This window comes from Demequina aurantiaca (assembly GCF_000975135.1).
GTDB classification, from domain to species: domain Bacteria; phylum Actinomycetota; class Actinomycetes; order Actinomycetales; family Demequinaceae; genus Demequina; species Demequina aurantiaca.
This window is the reverse complement of record NZ_BBRF01000001.1, coordinates 1,474,328-1,486,330: the sequence shown is the minus strand read 5'-3', so window position 1 is coordinate 1,486,330 and position 12,003 is coordinate 1,474,328. Positions and strand designations below refer to the sequence as shown.

Genomic DNA, 12,003 nt, shown 5'->3' with positions numbered 1-12,003 from the left:
TGCCGTCGTCCCGATAATCTAGTGCCGTGACTCGGCCCGAGCGGCCGCGGCGCACGCCCCCGTAGCTCAAGGGATAGAGCAACGGCCTTCTAATCCGTAGGTTGCAGGTTCGAATCCTGCCGGGGGCACCCAGACTCTCGCCCGTGAGCCCCCTGCGCTTACATCTCGGCGCTTGGAAGCCCAACAATGCGCCTGGATGTAAGCGCAGGGGCGACAGGTGGAAAATTCAGCTCTGTGAACCATGTCGGAATAGCCGCGGCGGCTGCGAGGTTGCCGGAGGCAGTCAGCCCCGCACTTACCTGAAAGGCCCCCATGCCCACGTCAGCCCTGTTCTCTTCGATGACACTGCGGTCGCTCACCTTCCGCAACCGCCTCTGGGTCGCCCCGATGTGCCAATACGCGGTCGAGGAGAAGGACGGGACCCCCACCCCGTGGCACCTGGTCCACTTGGGCTCGCAGGCGCGCGGCGGTGCCGGGCTGGTGTTCTGCGAGGCCACGGCCGTCGTCCCTGAAGGGCGCATTTCAGCATGGGACACGGGCATCTGGAATGACGAGCAGCGCGACGCGTGGGCCGGCATCGTTGACTTCATTCATTCGCAAGGCGCGCACGCCGGCGTGCAGCTCGCACATGCCGGCCGCAAGGCGTCGACGTACCGCGACGGGGCCGGTACCGGGACGATGCCCGAGTCGGAGGGCGGCTGGCAGGCGGTTGCCCCCTCTGCTGTTGCGTTCGACGGTTACGACACCCCGCGTGAGTTGTCCGTCGAAGAGATCAGCCAGATCGTCGCATCATTCGGCGTGGCGGCCCAGCGCTCACTGGACGCGGGCTTCGACGTCCTTGAGGTGCACGCCGCGCACGGCTACCTGCTGCACGAGTTCCTCTCCCCGCTGTCGAATAAGCGCACTGACGAGTACGGCGGCACGCTCGAAAACCGCGCCCGGATAGTGCTCGACTCCATCCGCGAGGTTCGCCGGGTGGCCGGCGAGGATGTCCCCGTGTTCGTGCGCTTCTCCGCCACCGACTGGGTCGAGGGCGGCTGGACCGTCGAGGAGACGGCGACCGTCGCGGCCTGGGCAAAGGAGGCGGGTGCCGACCTTGCCGACATTTCCAGTGGCGGCTTGACCGCCGATGCGAAAATCACCGCCGGCCCCGGCTACCAGGTTCCGTTTGCCAAGCAGGTTCGCGAGGCCGGAATCCCGGTCAGCGCGGTTGGTCTTATTACAGACGCGGCACAGGCCGAGGAGATCGTGGCGAGCGGGCAGGCGGATGCAGTCATGTCCGGCCGCGAGTTCCTGCGAGACCCGCACTTCGCGCTGCGCGCGGCTCACGAACTGGGCGTCGAGGTCGAGTGGCCCACGCCGTATGTGCGCGGAAAGTGGCACCGCTAGTCACTCGACCGTCGCCTCGTGCCCGAACGGCATTGCCACCCATGTAGGGGGCATTCCATGCGACGTCAGGTGACATTTGCGTAACGGCACAGTCCGTCCGCTTGTGGACGCACAGTGAGCATGCCAGGCTCGAACGTATGCGTTACTCGCGAACGGCAGGGTCGTGGGGACGCCGATGCTGGGGGCATCATGAACATCCGTATCGCAACACCCATCGCCATTGCTTTTGCCGCCGCCACCATGCTGACCGCGTGCAGTAATCCGCTCGACGACATTGGCAATGACATCGCCGAGGCGGGCGCCGAGAAACTCGCCGAGGGCATCACCGGCGGCGACGTCGACATTGATGTCAATATCGACGGCTCGGGCGCATCGTTGCCCGACGACTGGCCCTCGGAAGTTGTCGTTCCCGATGGCACCATCCTGGCCGCGTTCTCGGCAGAGGGCAATCATGTGGTGCAGATGAAGGTTGCCGGCCCCGAAGCTCTGGACCAGATGGTGTCAGACCTCGAGTCAAAGGGCTTTACCGAGAATGGAACGCAAGATCTTGGCGACCTGATGGTCAAGCTCATGCAGAATGAGGACCTTGCCGTGTCCATTGGCCTTACTGAAACTGATGGCGAGTATGGGCTCAACATGACCGTCGCTCGGATCGACGAGTAGGACCGACCCACATGTCTCAACGAGCACGCACGACCATCCCGTCCGCCATCGCCGGCCCGGCAGCCGCCTTCGCGGCCCTCATCCTCGTGGCGGGATGTTCTACCTCTTCTGATCCCGAACCGGCGGACGACGTCGCCGACGTGGAAGTCTCCTCTCCTGCTAACGACCCGACTGACGACACTACGAGTGACGATACGTCTGGCGACGGCGGCGCCAACAACGTCGACAAACCCGACACCGATGCGCCCGATGACGCGACCTCAGAGAACGATGCCGTCGACGACTCCGCTAGCGACGACCTGCCCGAGGGCCTGCCCCTGCCGGCCATTCCCGCGGGCCACGCCCAGGCGTTCGCGCCGGACTTCTGGATCTTCGAGTACTACGACGGCGTCGATGACACCGTCTACACGGATCTCATGTCTGACCTCGAGGCCGCTGGCTATTCGGTGACGTCCCAAACCGACGAGGTCTTTGGCACGACCACTGACATGTCGAACGGTAGCGAGTACCTGGTCCGTGTCGACTACGTGAATTCTCCGCCGGACGTCACCATCTCGTACTCCATCTTTACTGAAGACTTCGCACCGAGCGCGTAAAACCTCTAAGGAGAACACCATGACGATCAGGACCAAGATCTCTGCTTTCGCCATCACGGGACTCGCGGCCACCATGCTCGCAGGATGCGGAGGAAGCGACAACACCACCGAGGACTCCGCCGCCGTGGACGACACCGCTGCTGTGGAAGCAACCGATGCCCCCGAACCCGACGGGGATGAAGGCGACGACGCCGACGACGACCTGCAGGCCAAGGCGGACGAACTCCTCGAGAAGCTCGCCGAGGACAGCGACTCTGGTGACGACGGCGACAAGGTCGCAGCTGGCTCCCTGCCCGACGAGTGGCCAGCCGCAATCCCGACCCCCAGCGACCAGATTCTCATCGCTACGTGGACTGAACTCGGTGGCTCGTCGCTGGGCAATGCGACGTTTTACGTTGCGGATGCAGCCGCACAACGGTCCTACCTGGACCAGCTGGCCTCATCCGGGTTCACGGTAGAGGAAAGCGCCACGCAGCCCAAGGATGGTGTCATGTACACCGTCAAGTCCGCGGATTGGCTCATGAATGTGATGAACGACGAGATCGATGGAAATGCGGCCGTCCTGCTCGTCAATGTTTCTCCGCTGGGGTAGTTGGCAACACATCACGGTGCGTGATCGTTAAGAGCACGACCAACTCCTTACTCGACATCAAGTGTCGGGCCGCTCACCCAGATTTTGCTCCGGCGAGGCGCGCCCCGAGCGAGCCACTTCGGTTGATAATGGAGTGACCAGCCTTCCCGTTGCGGGGAGACGCGAGACGCACGAGGAACCTCCATGCCACGGCCAGTAACATCAGCCGGCCGTTACCGGCCAGGACTTGATGGAATCCGCGCTATCGCAGTCGCGGGGGTTCTCGCCTACCACTTCGATGCGCCGTGGCTACCCGGTGGTTTACTCGGCGTGGGCGTGTTTTTCACGCTCAGCGGGTTCCTGATCACGTCAATTCTGATGTCCACGTGGGAGCGCCGCGGCAATCTCAACCTTGGAAATTTCTGGTTGCGTCGTGCTCGTCGTCTCCTGCCCGCGCTCGTGCTGGTGCTGTCGTCGGTGATCGTCGCGACCCTCATCGTTGCACCGTCACAGGTGGGAGCAAGGCTTCGCGACTCCTTCGCTGCCACGTTCTACGTGACCAACTGGGCCGACATCTTCAGCGGCAACTCCTACTTCGAGCAAACCGCTGGCCCCTCCCCCTTTGACCACTTGTGGTCCCTCGCGGTGGAGGAACAGTTCTACCTAATTTGGCCGCTGATCCTGCTCGCGTTGCTCCACCTGCGGCGCGGACAGTACGTGCGCGTGGGCATCCTGACGAGCGGGCTGGCCGCCATATCGTTTGTGCTCATGTACTGGCTCACTGAGCCGGGCTTCGACCACACCCGTGTCTACGAGGGCACCGACACCCGCGCCGGTGGCGTGCTCATCGGCGCCGCCTTGGCAATATTCCTGCACGCCGCACGCACGCGATCCGCGCGGCTCGGCGTGCCTGCATGGGACGAACGACCAGCCCCACGTTGGCTCGACATTGTGGGCGTTACCGGCCTGGCGGTCATCGCCTACTTGGCGATCACCACCGACCAGTACTCGACCAGCCTGTACACCTACGGGATCTTAGTGCTCTCCCTTGGCACGGTGGCGGTCATTGCTGCGGCCGCCCACCCAGGGTCAAGAGTCGCCGGGTGGCTGTCGGTCTCCCCCTTGAGGTGGATTGGCGAGCGGTCGTACGGTATCTACCTGTGGCACATGCCCATCATCGCGCTGATGCCCGCAGCGTTCCTGGCTGACCAGCCATGGTTGCGTGGCAGCCTCGCCTTGGCGCTCACCCTCGCGCTAGCGACCGCCAGTTGGACTCTCGTGGAAAACCCCATCCGCATCTACGGTCTGCGTGCCTCACTCCAGCGCTCCTTCCGCTCCCCGCTGTCTCCGGTGCGGGTCACGCCCGGCGTGGGCGCCCAACACGTTCACAGCACATTCGCTGACGGCGAGGCGGATGCCTTGCGTCACGGGGTGAAGCCCCCGCGAATCCACGCCGTCGTCGGCAGCGTATTGGTGGTCGCCATGGGTGCGACTCTCGTGTCGTGCAGTGCTGTGGTGTCCAATTCGTCCGAGGCGCAGCTGGCCTCAAGTCAATCCCCTGTCGCGGAGGTGTCGCAGACACAGAGCCCGACCCCGGTGGAGAGCGGGTCGAGCACGCCGTCCCCGACCCCGACGCCCACGGACCACGTGCCCCCTGTCGTCGCGGACACCAGCGCTACGCCCAAATCCACCCCGGACGACAAGGTGTCGGCCATCGCCGATCCCCCCACGTCAGCCACCATGACCTCGTGCACGGAGGTCGTGCACGTGGGCGACTCAACCTCGCTCGGACTGATCCCCGGGGGCGGCCTCGCGGAGTCCGACCAGGTCATCGCCCAATATAAGCGCGTGGGCGTGCAAGACGCCTCTACGGACGTCAAGGGCGCCCGGTCCATCGTCGAGCGCTGGCACGACGAGCCCAACGCGCAAGAGGCCGTCAAGGCCAAGATCGACTCGGGCTACAACGGTTGCTGGGTCATCGCAATGGGCACCAACGAGGTCGCCAACCAGGCGGTAGGCGGCTCCTACCCCCTCGCCAAGCGCATCGACCTCATCATGGACGAGGTCAACGGTGCGCCCGTGCTGTGGCCCACTGTCAAGACCCTGAAGACCAAGGGCCCGTGGGACGACTCGGGCATGACCGAGATGTCGGACGAACTCAAGAAGGCTTGCGAGCGCTACCCCAATCTGAGGGTTTACGACTGGCGCTCCGAGGTTAAAGACGCGTGGTTCATCAACGACGGCATCCATTTCACGAGCGCGGGATACACCGAGCGAGGAAAGCGGTTTGCCGATGCCCTCGCCAACGCCTTCCCCGAAGGCGGTCAGCCGTCCAGCTCGTGCTTCGTTTCCTCGGACTGAGGGCAGCAGAACCAAGCCGGCCGATGCATCGGCCGGCTTGGCATTAGGCCCGCGGCGTAGCGCGGCGCAGGAACAGAAAACCAGCGACCGCGCAGATCAGGGTGAAGGGCAGCGTCCCCGCCGCCAGTTGTACTGCCGAGTGTCCCGACAGGTAGTCCCACACCGCTGACCAGTTATCCGTTGCTGTGACCAGCCAGCCGAAACCAACGACGATCACCGCCAGCGTGAGGAAGAACGCGTACAGTCCGTAGGCCTTCCAGCGGACCCACAGCGTCGCGGCAGCCACACCGAGGAAGAAGAACAGCAGCAATCCCAAAACGAACACAGCCCACACTGCGGCCAGGGGCTGATTGACGAGACCCCAGGGGGCGAAGAACGCCGCGTGCATTCCCCACCCATCCGTCGCGCGCTCCACCGCGGCCATCACGGTGATGCCGGTCGCGTACAGCACCGACAGCATCGCGAAGTACAGCGAACTACCCAGGTAGAAATCCCGTCGAGTGACCGAGAATCCCAGCGCGAAGCGGAAAGTCAGGTTCATGGCCTGTACCGCGGTGATCAGCATGAAGATGGCGATCCAGCTGATGCCGCCGTTGTATTGGAACGCATTTTCGTCGAGGTTGTCGACGCCGCCGGCGGCTCTGACCACCATCAGCTCGATGGCGAGGTTGAGACCAAAGATCGCCAGGGTGACGAGCCACGGCATGACGAGCGTCGGGAAGGGGTTCGCGACGTGCATGCGGACCACGTTCCAGATACGGTGCGGGGCCGCCGGAGCCACGCTTGGCGCTGGTGCTGTCAACGTAGAGGTCATGCGACATTCTCCTGAGGTGATTCGGTGCCACCGGTGCGGCGCACAATGAGTTCCTGCAATGACACGGGGCCGAGCTCGAGTCCGGCCGATGCCGCGGCGCGTCGGTCCGTGTCGCTCAGTCCGGCTACGGTCGCCGTGGCCAGCCCTCCGAGCCGGGACCTGTCCAGGACCTCTCGTCCTTCAACAAAGTCCTCGACGTCAGCGGCCTTGCCGGCCAGGGTGGTGGCGGACGCGCGCAGTTCGTCGGCATCCGCGTCGATGACGATCGTGCCCTCATCGATCACCAGCACTCGCTGCAACAGGTTCGCTGCCTCGTCGATGAGGTGGGTCGACATGACCACGGTTCGCGGGTGTTCGGCGTTGTCGGCAAGCAGGTGATCGTAGAAGCGGTGACGGGCCACTGCGTCGAGCCCCGCGTAGGGCTCGTCAAAGAACGTCAGGTCGGCACGCGAGGCGAGGCCCACGATCACTCCAATGGCGCTGCGCTGACCGCGCGACAGCTTCTTCATATAGCGATCCAGCGGGACGTTGAAGTCCGCGACCAGACGGTCAGCGAACTCTTGATCCCAGTTGCGGAAGAACCACGGCGCAGATTTGAGGACGTGCTTGCCTTTGAATCCGTCCGGGTATGCCTGCGACTCCTTAATGAAGCAGATGCGACTGAGCACGTCGGGATTCTCGACTGGGGATTCGCCGAAGATCCTCACGGACCCGGCCGTTGCGAAGTCCTGGCCCGTGAGCAACTGCATCACGGTGGTCTTGCCGGCACCGTTGCGGCCCAGCAGACCGTGAATGCCGCCCTCCTCTAGTTCAAAGGTGACGTCCTGGACGGCCTTGACCTTGCCGAAGCTCTTGGTGAGGTTCTTAACCTCGACGATGGCTGTCATCGCATCTCCTCTTGTGTCATGTGCTGTAGTTCCGTGATGGTGATGCCGAGCGCCTTGGCTCGGGCGGTGAGTGGGGCGACATGAGCGCGTTGAAATTCAGCTCGGCGTTGTGCCAGGAGTGCCCCCCGAGCACCGTCGGCGACGAACATGCCGATGCCGCGGCGTTTGATCAGTAGGCCCGCGTCTACCAGCATGTTCACTCCTTTAAGAGCGGTGGCGGGATTGATGCGGTGAAACGCCGCCAGCTCGTTGATCGAGGGCACCTGGGACCCCTCTGCCATCGAGCCGTCAAGAATCTGGCCCTCAAGGCTCTCCGCGATCTGCAGGAAGATCGGCCGTCCGTCGTCCACACTTGCCCCTGTCAGTTGGTTAGTTACCAGACCAACTAACCACTTCATCGGCCGACTGTCAACCGCAACTGGAGCGTGGCCGGGTGCCGCGAACGGAAAGTGAGCGTGGGCAGGGTTCGTTAGAGTGCAGGTATGCCTGACGTACCCCTTGTATGGATCGACTGTGAAATGACCGGCCTGGACATCGAAGCCGATGCGCTGGTTGAGGTCGCCTGCCTCGTCACCGATGCCGAGCTCAACGTGCTTGGCGAGGGGGTCTCGGTCATCATCAAGCCGTCGCCCGAGGCACTCGAGCAGATGGGCGACTTTGTCACCAACATGCATGTCGAGTCGGGCCTGCTTCCCGAACTCGCCGGCGGCACCACGATGGAAGACGCGCAGCGCCAGGTGCTCGACTATGTGCGCGCCCACGTGCCGCACGGCAAGGCGCCCCTCGCGGGCAACACCGTGGGCATGGACAAGATGTTCCTGGATCGCGACATGCCGGAACTCATGGACCACCTGCACTACCGAGTCGTCGACGTCAGCTCCATCAAGGAGCTCGTCCGACGCTGGTACCCCCGCGTCTTTTTCAACGCCCCTGATAAGACAGGCAATCACCGCGCCCTCGGAGACATTCAGGACTCGATCCGCGAACTGCGTTACTACCGCGAAGTGGTCTTTGTGCCGCAGCCAGGACCGGATTCCGACACCGCAAAGGCGGGTGCCGCTGCGGTGAGTGACGACCCGGCGTCGTCGGCATCGGCGTAATCAAGGTACACTTTTCGCTGGCTCGCTTATGCGGCCGATGGTGGCTATAGCTCAGGTGGTAGAGCACCTCGTTGTGGTCGAGGGGGTCGCGGGTTCAAGTCCCGTTAGCCACCCACAAGTACGTAGGCCCCGGAACCTCACGGTTCCGGGGCCTACGTCGTTTTACTGCCCTAGGGCACGAACCCGCTCGACGTGGTCGTGAGCGCTCAGGCAGGCTATCGTTGAGCGGACGCCACCGGATGGGGCAGCAGGAGGACAACGCATGATCGCAGCACTTACGGGCGCGGGCCTAGCGGCCGCGGCAGGGCTCAACGCCTTCATTCCGCTCGTCATCGTGGGCCTCTTTGCACGCTTTACATCCTTCATTGATCTGCCGTCGCAGCTCGCGTGGCTCGAGTCGTGGCCCGCGATCATCATCGCTCTCGCGCTGCTCGCGCTCGAGCTGGTACTGGACAAGATCCCCGGTGTCGACCACGTCAACGACCTCTTGCAGTCGATCGTGCGCCCGGTCGTCGGCGGCATTATCTTCGCGGCCGCAGCAGCGTCGACCGTCGTCGATGACTCGAACTTTTGGAAAGAAAACCCTCTCATCGCAGGTGTCGTGGGCGCGCTCATCGCTGCGGCCGTGCACATGGGCAAGGCCGCCTCTCGGCCCGCCGTCAATGCCGCCACGGGCGGCACCGGCGCCCCCCTCGCATCGTTCGCCGAGGACGCCACCGCTGTGGCACTGAGCCTGATCGCGATCTTCGTCCCCATCCTGGTCTTCTTCATCTTCATCGGCATGGGCTTTGCCTTCTACCGCATCATCACGACCGGGCGCCGCCGCCGTCGCCGGCGGCTCGAGCTGGAGGCCGAGGGACGCGCTGAGCGTGAGGCCGAGGCCTTGGCCTCGGGGCGCGGTTCCTGGTGGCGTCGTCGTTGGCGTGAGGGCCGCGACAAGGAACCCCGTGCCGCTCGCGACCGTGGAACATCCAAGTCGTCTAAGTTGCGCGACTCCCTCAGTTCCTCAACACTCGCGGCCAAGACCCGCGCGGCGAAAGCGGGCGTCAGCAAGTCAACGACCAGCAAGTCTCGTGCCGACAAGCCGAGTGGGGGTTCACGACGAGAGCGGCGCGTGGCGGCTGCCGAGGCCGCCGCCACGCCGGACGCCGATGCCGTAGTGACCGACCAGCCCACCACGGGCACCGTAGACGCGCCCCTCAGTGCCGATCGTCAGCACACCGAACAGGCCGGCGACCGCGACAACTAGCCCAGCGTTGCCGCTGCGGACTTACTTCTTGGGCGCGGCGTCGAAGTCGGCGAGGAAGTCTTCGACGAAGTCATTGGCCGGGCGCTCCGTGACATCCTCCGGGGTGCCGAGCTGCTCGAGGACCCCTCCACGGGAGAACACCGCGATGCGGTCGGCCAAGAGCACGGCTTCACGAATGTCGTGGGTCACCATCATGACGGTGGTGCCAAGGGACCGCTGGAGTTCCCGGAATTCGCCCTGCAAACGGCGGCGACCCTGCGGGTCCACCGCGCCGAACGGCTCATCCATCAGTAGCACGGGCGGGCGCACCGCGAGCGCTCGGGCCACCCCCACTCGCTGACGCTCGCCGCCGGAGAGTTCGTGCGGGTACCGGGGCCCATAGGTATCCACTGGAAGCCCCACGAGGCTCAGCAACTCCTCTACCCGGGCGGTGGTGTCCTGCTTGGACCAACCGAGCAGTCCGGGCACGGTGGCGACGTTCTGGGCGACCGTACGGTGAGGGAACAGCCCCACATGCTGAATTACGTAGCCGATGCTGCGGCGCAGTTCCACCGGGTCCTGGCTCAAAATGTCGGTGCCGTCAACGGTGATGCTGCCGGAGGTGGGCTCCACGAGCCGGTTCACCATGCGCAGCGTTGTCGACTTGCCGCACCCCGATGGCCCCACCAGCGTCAGCACCTCGCCCGGCTTGACCGTGAGGTCGAGCGAGCCCACCGCGACAGTGCCGTCGGGGTATTCCTTGCGAACGTCGGTGAACGTGATTCCGGAATGCTCCATGCCGACACGCTATCGCGTCCGGACCCGCGGCGAATATGCGGAATCGGTGTGTCGCGCGGTAACGTCGGGCGTATGGATGCGCCTCCGAACCCGTGGTTCTCGTGGCAATACCTGGAAAGAAACTGGAGCGAGGTGGTCGATGCGCTCGTCATCCACATCGAACTGACGGTGCTCGCGGTGGTCATCGCGGTCGCAATTTCGCTACCCCTCGCGATCCTCGCTCGTCGCATCCCTCGCCTGTCCGGCCCCATCATGGGCTTCACCGGGGTGCTGTACACGATTCCGTCCTTCGCCCTGTTCGCGCTTCTCGCCCCCTACACCGGCATCGGCCGCACCACGGTCCTCATCGGACTCGTCATCTACGCGCTACTCATCTTGGTGCGAAACATCGTCGTCGGTCTCGAAGGGGTAGATCCGGACGTGGTTGATGCAGCAAAGGGCCTGGGCTACTCCCCCACCAAACTTTTGTTCTCGGTCGAACTTCCGAACGCCCTGCCCAGCATGATCGCTGGGTTGCGCCTCGCGACCGTCTCCACCGTTGCGCTGGTCACTGTTGGCGTGGTGGTGGGCTACGGCGGGCTCGGTCAGTTGATGTTCCGCGGCCTGCAGTCCGACTACCGCGCCCAAATCGCCACCAGTGCACTGCTCTGCTTGGCCCTAGCACTGATTCTGGACGTGCTGCTGCTGGCCGTCGGGCGGCTCGCCATGCCGTGGAACCGGCCCCAGGGTAAGCGCGGCTCCCGCGCGTCTCGTCAGGCGGCACGGACCCAGGTGGAGAGCGCCTCATGAGCACCATAGAAGACGCCTGGAGCTACCTGACGACCGCCCAGAATTGGACCGGCGCCAATGGAATCACCACCTCCACATTCGACGGCGGCTGGACGTGGGCGAACGACTCGATCATCGCACTCGGCATCGAGCACATGCTGATGTCGATCGCCGCCGTCACGATTGCCGCGATTCTGGCGCTGCCCCTCGGCGTCTACCTAGGTCACGTGCGCAAGGGCGGAACCGCCACCGTCATCGTCTCGAACGTCTCCCGCGCGATGCCCACACTCGCGCTCCTCACCCTGTTCGCCGCATCGGCTATTGGCTTTGGCAATAAGGCCGTCATCATCGCGGCGGCAATCTTCGCGTTCCCACCCATCCTGACCAACTCCTTCACTGGGATGGCGGACGTCGACCCGGATGTACGCGACGCCGCCCGGGGCATCGGGATGACGCGCTTCCAGATTGCCACCCGCGTGGAGTTGCCGCTGGCGGTGCCACTCATCGCCGCGGGTCTGCGCACGTCCTCGGTACAGACGGTCGCCACCGTGCCACTGGCCGCGCTTGTCGCAGGCGGCGGGCTAGGCGTCATCATTAACACTGGAATCGCCACACAGCGCTACGGGCAAGTCCTGGCGGGCGGCATCATCGTCGCAGTCGTGGCGTTGACCACCGACGCGGTGCTCGGGCGCCTGCAGCGCCGCGTCACGCCTCCACAGTTACGGGCCGTCGCGGCCGCCGCTAAAGCGAGCGCGTAGACCGTCAGTCACGATGTGGTCACGTTCGCCCCATCCGGACTGCAGCGGGCCGCGAACGTCAAATACCCTG

General features: G+C 64.5%; 13 protein-coding genes and 2 tRNA genes. 11 read left to right on the top strand and 4 right to left on the bottom strand.

The genetic code is table 11. The features are described 5' to 3' along the window. The first annotated feature begins 55 nt into the window (after positions 1-55). The 6 genes from AOP73_RS06760 to AOP73_RS06735 all read left to right on the top strand — a co-directional run bounded on the left by AOP73_RS06760 (position 56) and on the right by AOP73_RS06735 (position 5,580). Positions 56-128, top strand: a tRNA-Arg gene (locus AOP73_RS06760). 184 nt (positions 129-312) lie between these two features. Next, positions 313-1,389, top strand: coding sequence for an NADH:flavin oxidoreductase/NADH oxidase (locus tag AOP73_RS06755; RefSeq protein WP_061964097.1), 1,077 nt, complete (start codon positions 313-315; stop codon positions 1,387-1,389). Between the two features lie 189 nt (positions 1,390-1,578). Continuing rightward, complete coding sequence (locus AOP73_RS06750; RefSeq protein WP_061964095.1) at positions 1,579-2,052, top strand: hypothetical protein; 474 nt, start codon at positions 1,579-1,581, stop codon at positions 2,050-2,052. Between the two features lie 11 nt (positions 2,053-2,063). After that, a complete protein-coding gene (locus AOP73_RS06745) occupies positions 2,064-2,648 on the top strand; it encodes a hypothetical protein (protein WP_061964093.1) in 585 nt (194 codons plus the stop codon). 19 nt (positions 2,649-2,667) lie between these two features. Next, the gene (locus AOP73_RS06740) at positions 2,668-3,240 is read left to right on the top strand and encodes a hypothetical protein (protein WP_061964091.1); all 573 of its coding nucleotides are present in this window, start codon (positions 2,668-2,670) and stop codon (positions 3,238-3,240) included. A 183-nt stretch (positions 3,241-3,423) separates the two neighbouring features. Further along, positions 3,424-5,580 (top strand): acyltransferase family protein, encoded by a 2,157-nt coding sequence (locus AOP73_RS06735; protein ID WP_084626613.1) that lies wholly within the window; start codon positions 3,424-3,426, stop codon positions 5,578-5,580. Positions 5,581-5,623: 43 nt separating this feature from the next. Here AOP73_RS06735 and AOP73_RS06730 read toward each other — a convergent pair whose 3' ends face one another. Genes AOP73_RS06730 through AOP73_RS06720 form a run of 3 tightly spaced genes read right to left on the bottom strand, consistent with a single transcriptional unit; the run spans position 5,624 to position 7,679 of the window. Beyond that, on the bottom strand, positions 5,624-6,394 hold the full coding sequence (locus AOP73_RS06730; protein ID WP_152650560.1) for an ABC transporter permease: 771 nt from the start codon (positions 6,392-6,394) through the stop codon (positions 5,624-5,626). After that, a complete protein-coding gene (locus AOP73_RS06725) occupies positions 6,391-7,281 on the bottom strand; it encodes an ABC transporter ATP-binding protein (protein WP_061964085.1) in 891 nt (296 codons plus the stop codon). The genes AOP73_RS06730 and AOP73_RS06725 overlap by 4 nt, the downstream gene beginning before the upstream one ends. After that, the gene (locus tag AOP73_RS06720; RefSeq protein WP_061964083.1) at positions 7,278-7,679 is read right to left on the bottom strand and encodes a GntR family transcriptional regulator; all 402 of its coding nucleotides are present in this window, start codon (positions 7,677-7,679) and stop codon (positions 7,278-7,280) included. Before AOP73_RS06720 ends, AOP73_RS06725 begins: the two co-directional genes overlap by 4 nt. Before the next feature lie 84 nt (positions 7,680-7,763). Here AOP73_RS06720 and orn point away from each other — a divergent pair, with 84 nt between their 5' ends. The 3 genes from orn (at position 7,764) to AOP73_RS12200 (ending at position 9,630) form a co-directional block, all read left to right on the top strand. Then, the gene (gene orn, locus AOP73_RS06715; RefSeq protein WP_061964081.1) at positions 7,764-8,381 is read left to right on the top strand and encodes an oligoribonuclease; all 618 of its coding nucleotides are present in this window, start codon (positions 7,764-7,766) and stop codon (positions 8,379-8,381) included. A gap of 40 nt (positions 8,382-8,421) precedes the next feature. Further along, positions 8,422-8,494, top strand: a tRNA-His gene (locus tag AOP73_RS06710). A 149-nt stretch (positions 8,495-8,643) separates the two neighbouring features. Then, entirely contained in the window at positions 8,644-9,630 is a 987-nt protein-coding gene (locus tag AOP73_RS12200; protein ID WP_084626612.1) for a DUF4126 domain-containing protein, read from the top strand. 21 nt (positions 9,631-9,651) lie between these two features. Here AOP73_RS12200 and AOP73_RS06700 read toward each other — a convergent pair whose 3' ends face one another. After that, entirely contained in the window at positions 9,652-10,407 is a 756-nt protein-coding gene (locus tag AOP73_RS06700; RefSeq protein WP_084626611.1) for an ABC transporter ATP-binding protein, read from the bottom strand. 72 nt (positions 10,408-10,479) lie between these two features. Between AOP73_RS06700 and AOP73_RS06695 the strand changes: the two genes are divergently transcribed. Both AOP73_RS06695 and AOP73_RS06690 read left to right on the top strand, forming a co-directional pair. Continuing rightward, positions 10,480-11,196: an ABC transporter permease gene (locus AOP73_RS06695; RefSeq protein WP_061964079.1), complete on the top strand. Its 717-nt coding sequence runs from the start codon at positions 10,480-10,482 to the stop codon at positions 11,194-11,196. Continuing rightward, entirely contained in the window at positions 11,193-11,933 is a 741-nt protein-coding gene (locus AOP73_RS06690) for an ABC transporter permease (RefSeq protein WP_061964078.1), read from the top strand. Before AOP73_RS06695 ends, AOP73_RS06690 begins: the two co-directional genes overlap by 4 nt. Positions 11,934-12,003: the final 70 nt, after the last annotated feature.